Genomic DNA, 19,336 nt, shown 5'->3' on the forward strand with positions numbered 1-19,336 from the left:
CTACGCCGGATGATGGTCTCAGCGCCTGCAATCACGCGGCTGCAACAGCGACGTGGCGCTGTCCGGCAGTTGGGCGCGTTCGCGCAGCCACAGCATCCAGCCGCAGACCAGGATGAGCAGCTGCGTGCCTATCAGTACTGCAAAGCCGGCTCTCAGGCTGGCGTATGGCGATGCACCGCCAGCGGACGCCAGCATCATCACCTTGCCCATGAGCAGGGGCATGAATGCCGAGACCAATGCGCCGGTGCCATTGGTGATGCTCATGGCGCTGGCGACATTCTGTGGTTGTGCGTAGTACTGCACGGTACTGGGCAGCGGCGGTGTCTGGATGCCGCAGAAAATGCCGGCGACGATCAGGCTGAGCACCGCCATGTAATTGTTGCTGACATTCAGGGCAGTCAGCACGGCGATGGCAACGCCGATACTGCCGACCACGAAAATCAGGGGCACCTGGCGGCGCGGGATGCGGTCGATGACGAAACCACTGATCAGCACGCCGATGATCATTGCGTATTGTGGCAGCGAACCCAGCCAGCCCATCTCGCGCAATGCGAAGCCGCGCGCTTCCTTGAGGTAGGTGGGCAGCCAGCTGACGCTGCCCCAGAGATAGGCAAGATAGGCGGCAGTCAGTACGGTGATCATCAGCAGGTAGCGCGTCTGCAACGCACCGCTGAATATCTGCCGGACCCGCGCGGCCATCTCGCGTACCGACGCGGGGCGCTGCTGGTATACCGCCAGCTGCGGCATGTGGATATAGGCCAGTACCAGCGGCAAGCCGATCAGCAGGTTGATCAGGCCCAACACATGGAATGCCCCTTGCCAGTCGAGTGTGGCAATCAGGCTGCTGATCAGCGGCATGCCGATGGCCAGGCCCAGCCCGGTGCCCATGTTGACCAGTGAATTGGGCTTGCCGTTCTCGTGACCTTCGAAGTAAGCCTTGATATAGGACGATGCCAGACCAAACAGCGGGCCTTCGGAGACACCGAGCAATACCCGCGAGAGCAATAGCAGGGCATAGCTGTCGAAGGCTGGCGAGACAAAGGTGACGCCGCCCCAGAGGATCAACCCGAGTAGCAGACTGCGGCGCACGCCCAGCAGCGCGGCGCAGAATGGCGTCAGTACAAAGGCTGACAGGCCGTAGCCGACCATGAACGCGGTGCTGAGCGCGGCCTGGCTGGCCCGGTCCCCGGCGGCCATGCCAAAGTGCTGCAGGAAATGCGCATCGGTAACCATCAACGCGATGTTCATGCGATCGATAAAGGAAATGGCAACGATCACCAGCAGGGTGATCACGCCATACCAGCGGGCACTACGTGCTTGCATCACACTCTCCTTTGCGTTGACGGCGGTTTGGCAGTACGGGCGGCAGCAGGTGGCGGTTGCTGCGGTGCCGGTGGCAGGTGCGGGAGTTGGAGGGGCGTTTCAGGCAGTGATGGCAGCCAGGTGCCAACGTGCAGAAGTCAGGACGCGTGTTGGAGGACGTACCCGGGGCGGGTGGGATCCGTGCAACATTGCAGTTGCGTTGGCTGTCATCGATGCAGCGGCTGCCCGCACACCGCGAGGCGTCTGGGGCTCAGTACAGTCTCTTCTGCGGTGGACCCGAGAAGTGCAGTGGCCCTATCGCAGCCATGTTCACCTCCACCAGCGCCGGGCCCGGATGGGCGACGGCGGCCCGCAGCACGGCATCGAAATTGCTGCAGTCATCCAGTTTCCAGGCACGCATGCCCATCGCCCCAGCCAATGCGTGGAAGTCCGGGGCATGCAGCTGGTTGTAGTACTGGCGGTCACCGAAGTACTTCTGCTGGATACCCCGCATCACCCCGTAGCCACCGTCGTTCATCACCAGCAACACCATGTCCAGCTGTTCCTGCACGGCTGTGGCGAGTTCACCGATGTTGAGCATCAAGCCGCCATCGCCGATCAATGCCATGACCTTGCGCCCGGGATTGGCGATGGCGCAGCCAATGGCGGTGGGCAATGCAAGTCCAATGGCGCCGGCCAGCGAGTGGATGTTCTGTCGTGGCTGCTGGAAGTTGAGCAGTCGACTGCCCCAGGTACTGCCGGACATGGTGATGTCGCGCACGAAAATGCCATCGTCGGGCAGCGCGCTGCGCACCGCGTCCGACAGCACTGCATACGCGCCCAGCTGCTCACGCAGGGCGTACTCGGCGGCAATGGTGGCAGAGCAAATATCGCGGTCGCGGAGCGGATCGTGCTTGGGCGCAACCTGCAGGGCCTCGGCCAGCTTATCCAGTACGTCCGCGCAGTCGCCCAGCACGAACGCATCCATTGGGTAGTTGCGGTTGCAGGCGGCCGGGTCGATGTCGATCTGTACCCGGCAGGAGCCCAGCGGCAGGCTGTAGGTGGCGGTTTCGTTGCTGCGCAGGCGTGAGCCGGCAACGATTACCAGATCGCTTTCCGCCAGCAGACGCGCGACCCCCGTGGCGTTGTGGAATGCGCGCAGGCTGCGCGGATGACCGTCGGGGAGGATGCCGCGGCCGTGCGTGCTTGATACGACAGGCACACCGAGCTCGGCCAGACGCAGGACCGCAGCGGCCGCGGCGATGGCGCCGCCACCTACCCATAGCATCGGCCTTTGCGCGGCGAGCAGGCGCGCGGCCAGTGCAGCCACCGCCCTGTCATCGCGCGCCGGCGCTGGCAGCGGCAGGCGCTGGATCGCACAGGGCAGGTCGACCATGGCGGCCTGCACATCGATGGGGATTTCGATGCTGACCGGACCGGCAGGCAGGCGTATCGCTTCCTGGATCGCGCGCTGGGTGACGGCGACCGCCTGCTGGGGATGCAGGATGCGGAAGACTGCCTTGGAACAGCCGCGCAGCAGACTCACCTGGTCGCGTGTTTCGTGGATGAAGCTGGCATCACGGTCCAGGTAGTCGCGTTCCACCTGGCCGGTGATATGCAGCACCGGTGTACCGGCGTTGAGCGCTTCCATCAGCGCACCTGCGGCATTGCCGGCACCGGCACCAGTGCTGGTCAGGACGACACCCAGTCCACTGTGCCGGCCGTGGCCGTCGGCCATGGCCGCTGCGCCGGCTTCGCCACGCGCGGCGACGAAACGGATCTGTCCGCGGCGGCCGATGGCGTCCGCGACCGGCAGGTTGTGGATGGAGATGACGCCATGCACAGCGTCAACGCCGTAGGCTTCCAGTACCCGCACGATGGCTTCGGCTGCGGTCACGCGCTCTTGCCGGGCGGCCGCGTCGGATGCGGAATTGTGCGCTGCTTCCTGTGCGGAGCGGCTGAGCTGCTCGGTTGTCATGGTCTCGCTCTTCATTGGCTCCATCCCATTGGGGTTGCATCCAGTCCCAGGTAAATACTTTTCTGCTGCATGTAGGCGAGCAGGCCTTCGCGGCCCTTCTCGCGGCCCAGTCCGCTCTCCTTGAAGCCGCCGAACGGCGTGGAGATGGAGAACTTCTTGTAGGTGTTGATCCACACCGTGCCGGCTTCCAGGCGTGCAGCCAGACGCAGGGCGCGGCGGTAGTCGCGGCTCCAGATGCCGGCCGCCAAGCCGTAGACACTGTCATTGGCCTGCGCGACCAAGGCCTCTTCATCGTCGAAGGGCAGGGCGATCAGCACCGGTCCGAAGATCTCCTCGCGGCAGGCACGTGCCTGCGGCGACAGGCCTTCGATCAGGGTCGGCTGGTAATAGCTGCCCGCTGCCAGCGCCGCATCGGCAGGTGCTGCGCCGCCGAAGCGCAGCTGGCCACCTTCGGCCAATGCCGACGCGACATAAGTGGCAACGCTGTCGCGGTGGGCGTGATTGATCAGTGGCCCGAGATGGATGCCTTCCTGTTCGGGATGACCGATGCGCAGCGCGCAGGCGACCTGCTGCAGGCGCTGAATGAAGTGGTCATAGCACGCGCGCTGCACGAACAGCCGTGAGCCGGCAATGCAGGCCTGGCCGGCCGAACTGTAGATGCCATACACCACGCCCTGCACGGCCAGCTCGATGTCGGCATCGTCCAGCACGATGGTCGGTGACTTGCCGCCCAGCTCAAGCGAGGTCGGGATCAGCTTGTCGGCGGCGACGTGCGCCAGGTGACGCCCGGTGCGGGTACCGCCGGTGAAGGAAATCTTGCGCACCAGTGGGTGGCGGGCGATGGCTTCGCCGATCAGGGAGCCGCGCCCGGGCAGCACACTGAGCAGGCCCGGCGGCAGCCCGGCCTGTTCGAACAGGCGGGCCAGCGCCAACGCAGCCAACGGTGTTGCTTCGGCTGGTTTGAGTACCACCGCATTGCCGGCGGCCAACGCCGGGGCGATCTTCTGCATCTCGCTGGCGATGGGTGAATTCCACGGGGTGATGGCAGCGATCACGCCGATGGGTTCGTGACTGCTGAAGGTCATGAATTCCGCGCTGCGTGGTATCGGCAGCACGCCATCCAGGGTTTCGCAGACCGCCCCGAAGTAACGGGCGGTGGCGGCTGCACTGTCTACCAGGGCGCGTGTCTCGCCCAAGGGCTTGCCGTTGTCGCGGGTCTGCAGGCGCGCCAGCGGTTCACGCTGTGCATCGATCAGGTCGGCAACACGGTACAGCACCCGCGCGCGGTGGTGGGCGGGCAGGTCGCGCCAGGCGGGCGCACGCCAGCTGCGGTCGGCGACTGCTACGGCCTGCTCGACATCATCGAGGTCAGCGGCATGCAGTTCCGCATTGATGCTCTGGTCGGCCGGGAACACTGAACGCATCAAGGCACCACCGCCCTGGCGCCACTGCCCGCCGATGGGTATGTGCTGTTCGATCAGCGACCTCATCGTCGACCTGCTCATGCCGTCGGTTCCAACAGCTGGCGGCAGGCGCGCACCGCACTCAGCGCAGCCAACATCGAGGTCTTGGGGTTGCTGGGCAATGGATTTGCCGCCAGTTCGATGGTCATTTCGCCGAATGCACCACGTGCGTGGATGCGATGGGTGTTGCGGCGGGTATGCGGGTCCACCATCAGCACGACCCGCGTGGCCTCCATGCCCATACCGTTGAGCGCGATGGTGGCGGCGACGTTCGCATTGGCCGGGAATGCACGTGCGGCTTCACCGGCATTGCCCTCGAAGAAGACGGTGGTTTCCGCAACTGCGTCCAGATCGATCATCTGTTGTGCTGCCGAGCCGCGCCAGCTACGCGGACTCTTGCGTGAAATGTAGGTGACCTCGTCCAGGCCTGCCTCGCGCGCCGCGGCGAGTCCATCCATTCCTGCCACCGCACCGGAGAGCAATTGCAGCACCGCGTCGCCGTCCCGGGCGGCGTTGAGAAGCTGGCTGTGCAGCGCGGCATCGGCCAATGCACCAACGGAAACCACTGCCAGTCGCCAACCGCGTTGCAGCGCGGGTATGCCGTGTTCGGACAGCGCGGCGTGGCCGGCGCATTCAAGCACCAGGTCTGGCGCGGCATCGAGCTGGTTGATGCTGTCCAGCACCTCGATGCCCTGTGGGGTGAGCTCACTGACCAGGGCAGCATGGAACTCGGTGGGCACGATCACCCAACCCACCCGGACACCGTCGGGCAGGCGGGCGACGACTTCGCGCGCCATGGCGCCATAGCCAATCAACAGGATGCGTTTACTGCAGGTGCGGGTCATTGCGGCAGAACTCCTTGTAATACCCGATTGCGAGGTGGGCGACGGCCAGCTGCAGGGCAGTTGCGGGCAAGCGGTAGTGGTCAGGGCGATTCAGAGCTGGCGGTTGAAACCGCCGGATACGTCAATGCAACTGCCAGTGGTGTAGGAAGCCAGCGGTGAGGCGAGGAAAAGCAGGGCACGCGCCGCCTCCTGCGGCTGACCCATGCGTCCCATCGGAATGCCGCGGCGCGCGGCGATGCGGGCGGTCCAGTCGGCCCACTCCAGCTCGGTATCGCTGCGTTGTTCGAAGCGCCGCCGCCACTGCCCGGACTCGACCATGCCGAGCAGGATGGAGTTGACCCGGATGCCCTTGCCGATCAGTTCCTGGGCCAGCGAGTGGGTGAGGTTGAGCAGGGCGGCGCGGGCGGCGGAGGTGGCGATCATGTGCGGTTCCGGCTGCAGCGCCAGCAGCGAATTGACGCAGGTGACGGAAGCGCGCTCGCTGACTTCGAGCAGCGGCAGGAACGCCTGCAGCGGGTGCAGGACGCCGAACAGTTTGACCCGGGTTTCATCCAGCCAATCCTGCTCGCCGGTTTCTGCCAGCGAAGCCACGCGACCCTGGCCTGCGTTGTTGATCAGCATGTCGGCGCCGCCAAGGCGCGCATGAACGATGCCGGCGAATTCATCCATGGCCGCCCGATCGAGCACGTCAGCGGCATGGCCGAGCAGGGTGGCATCGGGAAACTCCTGGCGAAGGCAACGCTCGGCCTGCGCCAGGCGCATCGGGTCGCGGCCACAGAAGGCGACGTGGGCCCCATGCGCAAGCAGCAAGCGCACCGTCTCCAGACCGATGCCGGAAGAGCCGCCGGTAACTACCGCGATGCGTGCCTGGACTTCGAACTTCATGGCGTTCCCTTTGCTGGTTGGAGGTGGCGTGCGGCTTCGAGCACGGTCCTGGCGAAGGACGCCGGGGCGTCGAGGTAGCTGGCATGGCCAGCACCGGGCAGCAGTCGCAGCGGTGCCTTGATCCGCAATGCCAATGCACTGACGTCTGCCGGGGGGGTGATGGTGTCCAGGTCGCCGCCGATCACCCGCGTCGTGCCAGACCACTTCGGCAGATAACGCCAGATGTCATCGTTGGCCAGCATCGCGCAGGCCTGTTCAAAGCCGTCCGGGCGCAGCCGCCGCATGGCGGCCTGTGCTGCCAACAGCGCTTCTTCGGAAGGATATGGGCGTAACAGGGCCGCGGCCCGCTGCAGTGCGTAGGTTTCCGACCCGAGAGTGTTGAGCATCTGCAGTCGCTCACTGCGCACGCGTGCGCGTGCGGCTGCTGTGGCGCGTGCGTAGCCCTGTGCAGGGTCGGCGAGCAGCAGGCTGTGTACCTGCTGCGGATAGGCCGCGGCATAGGCGGCGGCCATCATTGCGCCGAGCGAGTGCCCAACCAGCACGAATGGCGGCAGAGCAAGGGTGGCCACCAGGCCATGCAGTGCATAGGCGTAGTCACTGGCGCGAGGGTTGGGCTCGGCCAGGGCGTCGCTGTCGCCGTAGCCGGGGGCGTCCCAGGCGATGACCCGTAGCCGCTGCATCAGCAGCGTCGACAGCAGTTCCCAGGAACCTGCACCGGAGCCGATGCCGTGCAGCAACACCACCGTTGGCCCGCTACCGCATTCGCGGTAGGCGATCTTGCGTCCGGCAATGATCTGGAAGCGCTCCCGCCAGATGGCGGGAGTGGCTGACATGTCTGCGCAGGAGGGGGAGGCTGTCATCGCTGCCGGCCTCAGTTGCGCTTGATCCTGGCCAGCGGATGGTCAGCCGGATAGGTGGGAATGCGCGGCGTCGGTGATCCCAGCATCACGCACATCAAGGCTTCCTCCTGGCCATGGTTGAACAGGCCGCGGTAGATTCCCGGCGGGATCGATATCAGGTCGCGTTCGCTCAGCTCGGTTTCGAAGCGCTCGCCATTCTCTTCCAGGGTCAGCAGGATCTTGCCGCGAAGGATGAAGAACACTTCCTCCACATCGTCATGCAGGTGTAACGGACCCTCGCACTGGGCAGGCAGCACCATCGTGGAGAAGGTGAAGCTGTCGGAAGGCACGGTGTTGGCGTCCGCGCCAACGCCGGTGGCGCCAGTGCCCATGTAGCGCATCTGCGCGCGCCGATACTTGGGGTCGAAGTCGGCCTGGAACTTCAGCGCGTCCCAGTCATAGCTTCGGCTCTGGTAGCGTGCAATGCGTGCTTGCATGCGCTCGCCGAGGCGGGATTGCTTGCTGCTTGCGTGCTCTGTGGCGTGCTGCTCATTCATGGTCTAACTCCGAATCAGTCAATCCAAAGGGGACGGCATTGCTGCCGACGGGAACCTGCGTGCAACCTGCCGGCGATGACTACCGGGTACAGCCTTCCGTGCCCGCTGCGTGGCGAGCCGTTCTGTTCCTGCTTGTGATGGCCTGCGCCGGTGCTAGCGCAGCGCCATCAGGTCGATCCCGGGGTCGGCCAGAACGGCCGGATCCAGTTGTCGTGCGGCGCTCATCCAGCGGCGCCCCAGCTTGATTGCGCGTGCATCACCGAAGGCCACCATGTGTTGCAGGCGCGCCTGTTGGTCGAGTTGGAAATAGATGTCGCGCCCATCTTCGGCTGCGCGATGCACGCGACGGTTGTGTTCGGAGTGCAGGCCAAGAATCTGGATGTTGATGCCGTGCTGGTCAGACCACAGCCAGGGAATATCGTCGTAGTTGACGTCCAGCCCCAGCATGCCGCGCGCCGAAGCGATGCCCTGGTTCTGTGCGTTGGCCCAGGACTGCACGCACAGGCCGTGGCGCGGGTGTTGGGCTACATCACCGGCGGCGTAGATGGCCGGGTCGCTGGTGCGTCCGCTGCCGTCCACGACAATGCCATGGCCCAGTTGCAGGCCGGCTGCCTGCGCCAGCTCGGTATTCAGCTGGGCCCCGGCGCCGACCAGCACGGTGTCATAGACAGCGGCATCGGCGGGCGTAGTGATCTGCACGCCCGTTGGGACCTGTGCCAGGCGCAGGTCGCCGCAATCCAGCCGCAGTGCTATTTCCCGTTCCCGATGCAGCGCGGCCAAGTGTGTCGATACGTCGTTGCCGATACTGCGACCGCAAAGGTAGGGGCCACGTTCGTAGATCACCACGTCGATGCCCTGGCCGCGTGCCAGGGACGCTACCTCCAGGCCGATCCAACCGCCGCCAATGACGGCCAGGCGCTGGCAGCTGGCCAGACGTTGCCGCAGCGCGAGCGCGTCATCCACACTGCGCAACGTAAGCACGCCCGCGATGTGTGCCCAGGCCGGGTCCGGCAGCCGTGGGCGGCTGCCGGTAGCAATCAGCAGGCGGTCGTAGGCCAGCGCGATGCCGTTGTCCAGCATCACCTGCCGCTGTTGTCGATCAATGGCGAGGGCGCGACGCGGCCGCTGCCAATCGATGGCCAGCGATGCCAACAGCTCGGCCGGGAACAAACTCAGTTGGCCGGGCGCGAGGGTGCCGCTGAGAATGTCCTTGGACAGTGGCGGGCGCTCGTAGAAATCATGGGTTTCGTCGGCAACCACGCGCAGGCGCTGGTCGTAACCCAGGTCGCGCAAGGTTTTTGCGGCCCAGCCGGCAGCCTGCCCACCACCGATGATGACGATGTCTTGCAGGCTGCTCATGCCGTGGGTACGTCCTGCATGCGCAGCTGACGACGGGTGCTGGCATCGATGCCACCTTCCACCGCCCACTCGGTGAACGACTCCACCGAGTGCTCCAGTTCGCGGGGCTGCCACGCCTCGGTGAGATGATCCTCGTTGGTATAGAACTCAAAGGCGCCGCCGGCAGGGCTACGCACGTACCAGAAATAGGCGGAGGAGATCGGGTGGCGGCCAGGGCCGAGGAAGGTCGCCCAGCCGGCGCGGCTCATGGCCAGGCCGCCGCCAAACACCTCCTGGATATCGCGCACGGTGAACGCAACGTGGTTCAGGCCGCGCGGCTTGCCGGGGCGGTGCAGCAGGAACAGATCGTGGTGGCCGCCGCGCGCGGCCACACGCAGGAACACGCCACGACCCACATAGCGATCGGAGACATGGAAGCCCAGTTTGTCGCGATAGAAGCGTTCCACCGGCGCGAGATCGTCGACGAAGAGCACGGCGTGGCCGATACCGATGGGCGTGGCGCGGTCGTATACCGGGCTGGCCTGGTCGATACGGCGTACATCTCCCCACTGGTTGATCGGTGGCGACGGCGCCAGTTCAACGCAGCGCAGGCGGCTGAGCCGAAAACGCAGGGTCATGCCATTGGGGTCGCGGCAGCTGATGCTGTCGTGGTCGGCCACGAATCCAGGCTGGTCGGCCAAGGCATGCGCCAGCGCCTGCAATGCCTGCACCGAAGCAACGCCCCAGGTAATGCGGCGCAATGTGGAGCCGGCTTCGATCGCCTGCGGAAGGCGCGGATCATCCACGGGGAAGAGCGTCAGCCGCGAACCGTTGAGCGTTTCCACGCCGCGGGTGCCGGCGAGCTCGTGCCCGACGGCCACACGGCTCAGCCCGAAGTCAGCGACGAAGCGCTCACAGGTGGACAGGTCTTCAACACCGAACTCAAATTCTTCAATACCGACTATCTGCATGACTTCCGTTCCATGGGGTGGCGGGGCGGTTGGGTCGGGTGCAACAGGCGAACAGTGACAGCGGGGGCGTTGCAGAGCAGGTCTTGGTGTACTCAACAGGCCTGCAGGAAGCCTTCGATCTCGCGTGCGGCGGTCTCCACCTGTGTGCTCAGCGAAGTCTTCAGATCCAGTGGCAACACCGAGCGCGGGACCATCACGCTGATCGAGGCCAGGACGTTTCCATCACGGTCCCGCAGTGGGTAGGCCACGGCCGAGACACCTGGCTGGTAGAACGATTCACTGATGGCATGGCCGCGGGCGTTGTCACCGTCCAGCAGCGCGATCAGGTCCTGTGGTGTCTTTGGTCCCTGTTCCGAGGTCAGCGAGAACGCCGATTCCGGATAGAGCGCGCTCAGTTCCTGCGGTGGCAGTGTCATCAGCAGGACACGACCAATGGCGGTGCAATGTGCGGGCAGGCGCGTGCCGACACCCACGCCGGCTGCAAGTTCGCCGACCGCGCTGGCCCTTGCCACGTACACCACGTCGCGACCGTCCAGTACACACAGGTGCGCCGAGTAACTGGTGGTGTCGCGCAATCGCTGAATGACGGGTTGCCCGATCTGGACGATGTCCATCGACGACAGGTAGTCAAAACCCAGGCGCAGGATGCTGATGCCGAGGCTGTAAGCCCCGCTGGCATTGTTGCGACTCAGGAAGCGCATCTGCTCCAGCGTCTGCACGGTGCGGTAGGCCGAGGCCTTGGGCATGCCGGTACGCTGGCAGACCTGGGTGAAGCTCAGCTCGCCGCGGTGCTGTCCAAACAGCAACAGCATGTTCAGGCCTTTCTCCAGCGCCGGCACCATGTAGCGAGTGGGCTCTTTTCCCGGTGTTGCCTGGGGCGTTGACATATCCGTCGTCCCTTCAGTTGAAGACAAAGCCGCCGTTGACGGGCAGGGTCTGCCCGCTGACGAAATCCGAAAGTGCCGACAGCAGGTACACCACGCTGCCATCGATGTCGGCGGGGTATTGCGCGCGTTGCAGGGCGCGGCCGTTCTCATACAACGCGTGCCGTTCCGCGGGGACGTATTCGGTGGCTTCGCACTGGGTCAGTCCGGGGGCGATGGCGTTGACGCAGATGCCGTCAACACCCAGTTCGCGGGCCATCGAACGTGTCATCGCCAGCACGGCGCCCTTGCTGGCCACGTAGGGTAGCAAGCGGGGCGCACCCCAAAGTGCGGTATCGGAGGCCAGCATCACGATCTTGCCGCGATCGGCGGCGCGCAGGTGTGGCAAGGCAGCACGGCTGACCAGCCAGGTGCCGCGCACATTGACCTGCAATGTACGGTCCCAGGTTTCCAGCGAAAGCTCGTCCATCATTGGTCCACCAATGCCGGTGGCGATCGCGGCGTTGTTGACCAGTCCGTCAATCCCGCCCATCAGCTGCGCCGCTTCCGCGACGGCTGCCTCCACGGTTGCCGGATCGGCCAGATCGATCCGTACCGCATCGGCCTGGGCGCCTTGATCATGCAGGCGCTGCAGGGCGCTGCTGGTATCCAGAATGTCAGCGATCACTACCCGCGCGCCGGCAGCGGCGATGGCACAGGCAAAGCTCAAGCCCAATCCGCGTGCAGCACCGGTTACCAGTACGTTGCGGCCAGCCAGCAACGAGGGCGCGGACGGACTCATGCCTGCGCGACCTCGTTTGCTGCCAGCGCCGGTGCGGTGCCTTGACCGAGCTGGCGTTCGGCCATCTTCTGCATCATCCGCCGCACCCGGCTCAGGCCAGCATCATGGGCATAGAGGAACTCCCGGCTGCGGGCGTCGGGGGCGAGGTTTTCCAGGATCACCCGATCCTGTTCCAGCACATCCCAATGCAGCTGCTCCAGCCGCGTGCGGTACATGAAGCGCCATACGTCGCGCTGCCATCCCTGCACCTTGCGGATACGCCAGAAGAACACCCGGCAATTGTCCTCATCCACCGGCACGGTCATGCCAACGATCCAGAACGGGCCGCCGGGGCCGAAGCGCTGCCGGTACGGGATGGACAGACGCAACCAGAACGCGCCGCCATGGCCGAATTCCACCCAGTCGAAGTTGACCCCGCGCTGCCCTGTCTTTTCGAAAATAAAGCCGGTATCGGTAGGCACTATCTGCATTTCGGCGCTGCGGTCGCCTTCGGCCATGGAGTGCGAGGCCGCATGCAGGTAGGCGCCATGCATCGGATCCATCACATTGTCGATGGCAAATTCGTAGCCGCACTGCCACCCCGCCGTACACAGGAAGTGGCTGTACTGGCCTTGGTCTTCCAGCTCCTCCGGCAGGCGCAGGGGCGGCACTTCCGCCTTGGGATCGAGGGCGAAGTAGAGGAATATCGCGCCGTGCCGTTCCTGCACCGGATAGCTGTGCAGGCATTGGCTGCCAACCAGGGGGCAAGCGCTCACCGCAGGCACATCCTGGACCACGCCGCTGCCGTCCACCTCCACGCCGTGGTACCAGCAGGCGATGCGTTCGCCCAGATTCCAGCCCATCGACAAGCGCGCGCCGCGATGTGGACAGCGGTCTTCCAGGGCATGCACACGTCCATCGTGGTCGCGCCACAACACGATGTTCTCGCCCAGGCGGGTGATGCCCAGCGGTGCACTGGATACCTCCCAGCTGGCCACCACCGGATACCACAGTTCGCGCAGGCCGCGGCGCAGGTGCGCTTCAATCTCTGTCTTCCTTGCCATCAATGCTCCCTCCCAGGATGCGTTGGCTGTGGCTGCCGGATCAGTAGCCGAGGGTGGCAAGGGATTTGTGGAACGACACTTCGGTCCACGCCTTGCCGCTGTGGTCATAAACACCGATCGCGTTGAGCTGGCAGACCACGTCGACGACGTCGCTGGCACCATTGGCGAAGGCCTGTTCCAGTGCGTTGGCCAGTTGCAGCTCGTGCTCGGTCGGGGCACGCGTACGGGTCTGCCAGACGATGTTGCGGGCCTGCCCCGGCTGCTCGATGCTGCCTGCGCCCGGGTCATTGGCCGGGACGGGCTTCTGCCACTGTTTGAGGTATGGATTGAATTGCAGCGGAGTGCTCATGCCACTTCCTCCAGTCCGGCTTCGATCCTGGATGCATCAACCTGTATGTCATCACCCTGTACCCGCAGCGGATAGGTGGACAGATCGCGGCCGCCGGGCTCGCGCAGGCAGCGCCCGCTTCGGATGTCGAACACCGCCTCGTGCAGCGGGCACTCGACCTTGCCATCCTCGACAAATCCCTGGCTGAGCAGGGCATAGGCATGCGGGCAGACATCTTCGATGGCGTAGTAGTCGCCATCGACCAGAAAAATGCCGATCTCCTTGCCAGCCAGCTTGGCTGCGAAAGGATATTCCGCGTGAACCTGCGATTTACTACAAACAGTTTTCCAGTTCATGCCGTTCTGTCCGCCCGGGTGGGTGAGGGTGAGGTTTTATATTTGAAACTAAATCTCAATACAGAAACTTCGATTCAACATAGCAGTGCTTGAGGGGGTCGCAATAAGGGAAACTGTCATTTGCGTGTGCTGTTATTCACACATTTGAAGTTTGATCGACTTTGTTTGTTGGTGCTTGCCTATGTCTTGGGGCGACGGAGCTTTGCTGTTGCGGCTTTTGTTTAATGGGTGAAACCTGGTGGAGTTGTTCTGCTGCTTTCTGTTGTTGGGGCCGGGTGTTGGATAGCGCCGCGTCGCCTGGCGATATGGCTTGCTTTGCACCAACCGGAAGCGATGGGGTGCGTGCTCGGAGCCTCACTGGTTGCTGCGCAATAACGAATGGCAAGCGGCAGCTTGGTTTGATTTACTTTGATTTGAATATAGGGCTGGCGGGTATGAGGTTGCTTTGGGATTTGTCCTAAAACTTTTGATTGGGCCAAAAGTTGGAATATGCGGGTGGATGCCTGGCTAAAGAAAACGGGACATAGGCCGATATACCGGGCAGCTTTCCGTTTGGACTGATTCGTTGTTTGTCATGGTGATTATCTCGGCAGTGGTTGCGGCGGTGGTTGCCGGAGGCCTGGTCTGGCTCTGGCAGCGGAGCAATGGCGACAGGAGTGGGCCACAACGGCGGCCGCGCACCCCGCCGGTCGTACCGACAACGACGATCAAGGCGGCAACCGTGGCTGTGGGTGATCTGCAGCGGCGCTTCCTGCTCAGTGCCCTGGGGGCTGCCGATGCAGCCGCTGACGCATTGCGTGTACAGCGGGCGGTGGTGGACGACGTGGTCGCGGCGCTGACGCGCGCAGACCTGTCGTCGCGTTACACGCCGCGTCGGCCGAACCTGTTGCCGCAGTTGATCCAGAGCGTCAACGACAGCACGGCGTCCTCTCGCTCGATCGCGCGCATCATCGGCAGCGATGCGGTGCTGGCGGCGACCTTGCTGCGCATCGCCAACAGTCCCCTTTATCGCCTGCAGCGGCAGGACGTGCAGAGCATAGAGCGGGCAGTGACGCTGATCGGCAACGATGGCATCCGGCAGATCATTTCAGCGGCGCTCGTGCAACCGGTGATGGAGTCGGCACGTGGTGTCGATGCGGAGTTCGCAGGCCTGCTGTGGGAGTACACCTTGCGGGTTTCATTGGCTGCCGCCGATCACGCGCGCAGCGTTGAGCGCGAGGATGGCTTCGCCGCGCAGCTGGCTGGCCTGCTGCTGGGGCTGAGTGCGGCGATGGCCATGCAGGCGGCCACCGATGTGCTGGCGCAGCCGCCATTGCGGGTGCGTGAGCCGGGTACCCTGCTGGCGGTGCTGGAGCGCTGCAGTGCGCCAACCGCCGTGCGGATCGCCGGGCACTGGAAACTGTCCGCCCCCATCGTCGAGGCGCTCAAACAGGTGGATGCGCCTGCTGCCACCGGCTTGGCGCGCTCCCTGCAGGTAGGACAACTGGCCGCCAGCGCTGCGATGCTGCATGCGCAGGGCCTGATGAGCGAGGAAGAAGCCGTTGCAGCGCTCGCCAGTCAACTGCCCGAACATGTGGCGACATGGCTGTGGAAGCGGATGAGCCAGGCCGACGCTACGCAGGAGTGAGGCCCGCAACGAGGGCCGCGCGGCACATCGCGCGCCCGTATCCTGGCGGTGAGGGATGGCTGCGCCGCTGTGGGGCAGGGTGCCTACAGCTGCGATTCCAGTGGCAGCCAACTGATCACGCGGGTGCTTGCACGTTGCATGAACCCGGTGTCCGGTTCGGTGCGCAGGCTGATGGGTGGATTGCTGCCGCGATCCAGCCAGCGTAGTTCGTGATCCTTGTTCAGATACATCCAGTAACTCATCTCCGCGCTGGACAGGCGCAGATACTCCTGGCGCAGGCGTGCTGCCAGCACCGGGTCATCGAACAGCGCGCCCATTTCGGTATTGAGGTAGGCCGAGCGTGGGTCGAGGTTGAACGAACCGACGAAGCCGCGGCGGTCATCCACCACGAAGGCCTTGGTATGCAGGCTGGCGCCGCTGCTGCCGAAGGTCGACGCCTTTTCGACGTGTCCATGCGCCTTGAGCTCGTACAGTTGCACGCCGCCAGCCAGCAACGGGCGGCGGTAGTGCATATAGCCGCCATGCACTGCCGCCACGTCGTTCGCGGCCAACGAATTGGTGATGATGCCGACCTGCACGCCGTTCCGGGCCTGCTGGATCAGTCCCTTGGTGCCAACTGCGCCGGGTACGAAGTACGGTGATATCAGCAGTGACTTGTGCTTGGCACTGCTCAATACGTCAACCAGCTGGGCCACCAGCCATTGGCTGCTGTCGCCGCCGACCGGCTTGCGCGGGGGGTCGGAGCGGATTCTTACCCCGTCGGTCCAATGCAGGTCCAACTGCCGGCTGAGGTAGGCATCGGTGAAGTGAGCACGCACGCGCTGCAGGTAGGGCTCGGCCTCCTGCTGGCGTGCATCCAGCTCGGCCTGGCTGATGAAGTTGGCCATCTGCTGGTCGGTGCTGTAGTGCAGGGCCGCGATCGGGACCACGGCGTCGCTGTTCCAGAAGTCATCGAACACCGTGCTGGCGTCATTGGCGACGGGGCCGGCGAGCAGCAGGTCCAGATCGCGGAAGTTCACGTCCGGGCGTGCGTCGAAGTATTCCGCGCCGATATTGCGGCCACCGACGATGGCCACGCGGCCATCGGCAATCCACGCCTTGTTGTGCATGCGGTGATTGATGCTGAAGACCCGCTGCACCATTTCGACCAGGCGCCACAGTCCGTCGCGGTTGCGGAAGGGGTTGTACAGGCGGATTTCGATGTTGGGATGGTTGTCCAGTGCCAGCATCTGTGGGTCCAGCCCGGCAGCGTTCATGTCGTCCAGCAGCAGACGCACGCGTACGCCGCGCTCGGCGGCCTGGTAAACGTCATGGGCCAGCAGATGGCCGAGCAGGTCGTCGTGCCACATGTAGTACTGCAGATCGAGGCTGCGCCCGGCCTGGCGGGTGATGATGGCGCGCGCCGCATACGCCTCAAGTCCATCGGAGAGGTAGACCGCGCCACTTTTGCCGGGATGCGCGGCCAACAGGGGCTGCAGTTGGCGATCGATCAGGGTCTGCTGCGCCTGCACGGGCAGGGCATATGAAGGCGCTCCTACGGCTTTGGGCGTGAGATGGTCCCCCAGCAACAGGCCACTGCCGATCAGCAACACCACCACGCCCAGCAGATAGGCGAGGAACCGCAGCAGGCGATTGGGACGATGCTTGTCTTCCATGCCCGCATCCTAACGGTGTTCGTGAGCCGGCGGCAGCTTGCAGCGATTCCATGACGTTCCGGGGGTGCGGCCGGTGCCCCGGGTGGGCGAGAATCGGGGTTTGCGTTTCCTGCGAGCCCTGCAATGACCGAACGTTCCTCCCTGTTCCGAGCGCCCAGTCTGGTGCTGCAGATTGTCATCGGCCTTGTCGCCGGTATCGTGCTGGCGCTGCTCTGGCCTGCCGGTGCGATCGCCGTTGGCCTGCTCGGCACGGTATTCATCTCGGCGCTGAAGGCGGTGGCGCCGGTGTTGGTCCTGGTGCTGGTCACGGCCTCCATCGCCAATCACCAGCAGGGGCAGAAGACCCATATCCGCATGATCCTGCTGCTGTACGTGATTGGTACCGTGGCAGCCGCCCTGGTTGGTGTGGCGGCCAGTTTCCTGTTCCCCACCAAGCTGGTGCTGAAGGCTGCCGAGGCCGGCATGAGCGCCCCCGGCGGTATCGGTGAGGTGCTCAATACCTTGTTGATGCAGATCGTCGACAACCCCGTGCACGCGTTGCTCAACGCAAACTACATCGGCTTGCTGGCATGGGCGGTGGGTCTGGGCCTGGCATTGCGTCACGCCAGCCAGGGCACACGTACCGTAGTCAGTGATCTGTCCGATGCGATTACCTGGGTGGTCCGCCTGGTCATCAAGCTGGCACCCCTGGGTGTTTTCGGCATTGTTGCCTCGCTGCTGGCCGAGTCCGGCCTGGGCGCATTGAAAAACTACGCGCATCTGTTGGCGGTACTGGTGGGGGCGATGTTGTTCATGGCTTTCGTCGGCAACCCGCTGATCGTCGCCGTGGTGACCCGTCGCAATCCCTATCCGCTGGTATTGCGTTGCCTGCGTGAGAGCGGCATCACCGCCTTCTTCACCCGTTCTTCGGCCGCCAACATCCCGGTCAACATGGAGCTGTGCCGCAAGCTGGGCCTGCACGAGGAGACCTATTCGGTGGCGATCCCGCTGGGCGCGACCATCAACATGGCCGGTGCGGCGATCACCATCTCGGTGCTGACCCTGGCGGCGGTCAATACCTTGGGCTACCCGGTGGACCTGGCCACGGCGCTGCTGCTCAGTGTGGTGGCCGCCATTGGTGCCTGCGGTGCGTCGGGCGTGCCGGGGGGATCGTTGCTGTTGATCCCGCTTGCCTGCGGTCTGTTTGGTATCAACAACGACATCGCGATGCAGGTGGTGGCGGTCGGCTTCATCGTCGGCGTGGTGCAGGACTCGGCGGAAACCGCATTGAACTCGTCCACCGACGTGGTGTTTGTCGCCGCGGCCGAGCAAGCGCGCGGGCGCGGCTGATGGCCATGGCCGGGTGTATCACGCCAGCGGTACGCATCGGCGTTTCGATAGCTATTGCGACCGGCCTGTACGGCATCTCGTTCGGTGCGCTGGCGGTGGCCTCGGGGTTCAGCGTCGCGCAGACGGCGGCATTGAGCCTGTTGATGTTCACCGGAGGCTCGCAGTTCGCCTTCATCGGCGTGGTCGGTGCAGGCGGAACGGGCGCCGCGGCATTTGGTGCGGCTACCTTGCTGGGTATCCGCAACGCGGTGTACGGCGCACAGATCAACCGCATGCTGCGCCCGCGTGGCTGGCTGCGGCCGCTGGCGGCGCAGGTCACGATCGATGAATCGGCGGCGACCGCGGCAAGCCAGACCGATCCGAAGGAGCAGCGGCGTGGCTTCTGGGTGGCGGGGCTGGGCGTCTACCTGTGCTGGAACCTGTTCACCCTGTTGGGCGCATTGCTTGGCGATGCGCTGGGCGACCCGCGCCAGTGGGGCCTGGATGGCGCGGCCGTTGCCGCCTTTCTCGGGTTGCTGTGGCCGCGCCTGCGTTCGCGCGAGCCAGTGGCGATTGCCGTGGTCTGTGCCTTGGTGACCCTGGTGGCGCTGCCGTGGGCACCGCCAGGTGTACCGATTCTGTTGGCTGCCGCGGTGGCCGCCGTGTGGGGTTGGTTTGGGCGCGGCCCGGCGGACGAGGGGCTTGAGCCCGACGTTGCGCCGAAGCTCGGGCAGGAGTCGGCGCGATGACGCTGTGGGCATGGATCGCAGCGGGCTGCGTTGCTGCTTGGGCGATCAAGTTCGCCGGTTATCTGGTGCCTGTGCGGTGGTTGGAGTCGCCGCGCATGAATCGCGTGGCCGGCTGTCTGACCATCGGCTTGCTGGCTTCGTTGACCACGATGAACACCGTATCGGCCGGGCAGGGGCTGGCCTTCGATGCGCGTATCGCTGCGTTGTTGGTTGCAGCGGCAGCCTTGATGCTGCGGGCACCTTTTTTGTTGGTGGTGATTGTGGGCGCGACGGCTGCGGCGCTAATCCGACTGCTGTGAACCAGCTGGTGGCTGTGGGAGCGGCGTCAGCCGCGAAGCCGGTGCTTCGTCCACGCACTGATCGTCTGCAACTGCACATCGTGTGATGGCGGTTTGTGTTGTGGCCAGATGTATCGCCAGCTTCGCGG

The 19,336-nt window shown here is 64.7% G+C and carries 19 protein-coding genes; 4 read left to right on the forward strand and 15 right to left on the reverse strand.

Features of this window, described 5'->3' with window-relative positions; translation table 11 throughout:
• Positions 1 to 18: 18 nt before the first annotated feature.
• From RT131_RS04635 to RT131_RS04700, 14 genes are all read right to left on the reverse strand, one after another.
• Positions 19 to 1,323, reverse strand: a complete 1,305-nt coding sequence (locus tag RT131_RS04635; RefSeq protein ID WP_313170679.1) for an MFS transporter — start codon at positions 1,321 to 1,323, stop codon at positions 19 to 21.
• Between the two features lie 250 nt (positions 1,324 to 1,573).
• Positions 1,574 to 3,199, reverse strand: a complete 1,626-nt coding sequence (locus tag RT131_RS04640) for a thiamine pyrophosphate-binding protein (RefSeq protein WP_313170681.1) — start codon at positions 3,197 to 3,199, stop codon at positions 1,574 to 1,576.
• 92 nt (positions 3,200 to 3,291) lie between these two features.
• Positions 3,292 to 4,785 (reverse strand): aldehyde dehydrogenase family protein, encoded by a 1,494-nt coding sequence (locus RT131_RS04645; RefSeq protein ID WP_313170683.1) that lies wholly within the window; start codon positions 4,783 to 4,785, stop codon positions 3,292 to 3,294.
• Positions 4,782 to 5,588, reverse strand: coding sequence for an aspartate dehydrogenase (locus RT131_RS04650; RefSeq protein WP_313170685.1), 807 nt, complete (start codon positions 5,586 to 5,588; stop codon positions 4,782 to 4,784). The genes RT131_RS04645 and RT131_RS04650 overlap by 4 nt, the downstream gene beginning before the upstream one ends.
• A 90-nt stretch (positions 5,589 to 5,678) precedes the next feature.
• Positions 5,679 to 6,473: an SDR family oxidoreductase gene (locus RT131_RS04655; RefSeq protein WP_313170687.1), complete on the reverse strand. Its 795-nt coding sequence runs from the start codon at positions 6,471 to 6,473 to the stop codon at positions 5,679 to 5,681.
• Positions 6,470 to 7,306, reverse strand: a complete 837-nt coding sequence (locus RT131_RS04660) for an alpha/beta hydrolase (protein WP_313170688.1) — start codon at positions 7,304 to 7,306, stop codon at positions 6,470 to 6,472. The genes RT131_RS04655 and RT131_RS04660 overlap by 4 nt, the downstream gene beginning before the upstream one ends.
• 38 nt (positions 7,307 to 7,344) lie before the next feature.
• A complete protein-coding gene (locus RT131_RS04665; protein ID WP_313170690.1) occupies positions 7,345 to 7,809 on the reverse strand; it encodes a cupin domain-containing protein in 465 nt (154 codons plus the stop codon).
• 213 nt (positions 7,810 to 8,022) lie between these two features.
• Positions 8,023 to 9,228: an FAD-dependent oxidoreductase gene (locus RT131_RS04670; protein ID WP_313170692.1), complete on the reverse strand. Its 1,206-nt coding sequence runs from the start codon at positions 9,226 to 9,228 to the stop codon at positions 8,023 to 8,025.
• Positions 9,225 to 10,178, reverse strand: a complete 954-nt coding sequence (locus RT131_RS04675; protein WP_313170693.1) for a VOC family protein — start codon at positions 10,176 to 10,178, stop codon at positions 9,225 to 9,227. The genes RT131_RS04670 and RT131_RS04675 overlap by 4 nt, the downstream gene beginning before the upstream one ends.
• 92 nt (positions 10,179 to 10,270) lie before the next feature.
• Positions 10,271 to 11,065, reverse strand: coding sequence for an IclR family transcriptional regulator (locus RT131_RS04680; protein WP_313170695.1), 795 nt, complete (start codon positions 11,063 to 11,065; stop codon positions 10,271 to 10,273).
• 13 nt (positions 11,066 to 11,078) lie between these two features.
• Positions 11,079 to 11,843, reverse strand: a complete 765-nt coding sequence (locus RT131_RS04685; protein WP_313170697.1) for an SDR family oxidoreductase — start codon at positions 11,841 to 11,843, stop codon at positions 11,079 to 11,081.
• Positions 11,840 to 12,886, reverse strand: a complete 1,047-nt coding sequence (locus RT131_RS04690) for an aromatic ring-hydroxylating dioxygenase subunit alpha (protein ID WP_313170699.1) — start codon at positions 12,884 to 12,886, stop codon at positions 11,840 to 11,842. Before RT131_RS04690 ends, RT131_RS04685 begins: the two co-directional genes overlap by 4 nt.
• A gap of 40 nt (positions 12,887 to 12,926) precedes the next feature.
• Positions 12,927 to 13,235 carry a recombinase-like helix-turn-helix domain-containing protein gene (locus tag RT131_RS04695; protein ID WP_313170701.1) on the reverse strand — a complete coding sequence of 103 codons (309 nt, stop codon included), beginning with the start codon at positions 13,233 to 13,235 and terminating at the stop codon, positions 12,927 to 12,929.
• A complete protein-coding gene (locus tag RT131_RS04700; RefSeq protein WP_313170703.1) occupies positions 13,232 to 13,570 on the reverse strand; it encodes a non-heme iron oxygenase ferredoxin subunit in 339 nt (112 codons plus the stop codon). Before RT131_RS04700 ends, RT131_RS04695 begins: the two co-directional genes overlap by 4 nt.
• Before the next feature lie 574 nt (positions 13,571 to 14,144).
• On the opposite strand from RT131_RS04700, the gene RT131_RS04705 reads away from it, so the two are divergent.
• On the forward strand, positions 14,145 to 15,197 hold the full coding sequence (locus RT131_RS04705) for an HDOD domain-containing protein (RefSeq protein ID WP_313170705.1): 1,053 nt from the start codon (positions 14,145 to 14,147) through the stop codon (positions 15,195 to 15,197).
• A gap of 83 nt (positions 15,198 to 15,280) precedes the next feature.
• Here the strand turns inward: RT131_RS04705 and RT131_RS04710 are convergent, their stop codons facing one another.
• Positions 15,281 to 16,852: a phospholipase D family protein gene (locus RT131_RS04710; protein ID WP_313170706.1), complete on the reverse strand. Its 1,572-nt coding sequence runs from the start codon at positions 16,850 to 16,852 to the stop codon at positions 15,281 to 15,283.
• Positions 16,853 to 16,975: 123 nt separating this feature from the next.
• On the opposite strand from RT131_RS04710, the gene sstT reads away from it, so the two are divergent.
• Genes sstT through RT131_RS04725 form a run of 3 tightly spaced genes read left to right on the forward strand, consistent with a single transcriptional unit; the run spans position 16,976 to position 19,208 of the window.
• Positions 16,976 to 18,181, forward strand: a complete 1,206-nt coding sequence (gene sstT / locus RT131_RS04715) for a serine/threonine transporter SstT (protein WP_313170707.1) — start codon at positions 16,976 to 16,978, stop codon at positions 18,179 to 18,181.
• A gap of 5 nt (positions 18,182 to 18,186) precedes the next feature.
• Positions 18,187 to 18,909: an AzlC family ABC transporter permease gene (locus RT131_RS04720; protein ID WP_313170709.1), complete on the forward strand. Its 723-nt coding sequence runs from the start codon at positions 18,187 to 18,189 to the stop codon at positions 18,907 to 18,909.
• Entirely contained in the window at positions 18,906 to 19,208 is a 303-nt protein-coding gene (locus RT131_RS04725) for an AzlD domain-containing protein (RefSeq protein ID WP_313170711.1), read from the forward strand. The genes RT131_RS04720 and RT131_RS04725 overlap by 4 nt, the downstream gene beginning before the upstream one ends.
• The last annotated feature ends 128 nt before the right edge of the window (positions 19,209 to 19,336 follow it).

It is taken from the genome of Stenotrophomonas sp. (assembly GCF_032066555.1).
Lineage (GTDB): Bacteria > Pseudomonadota > Gammaproteobacteria > Xanthomonadales > Xanthomonadaceae > Stenotrophomonas.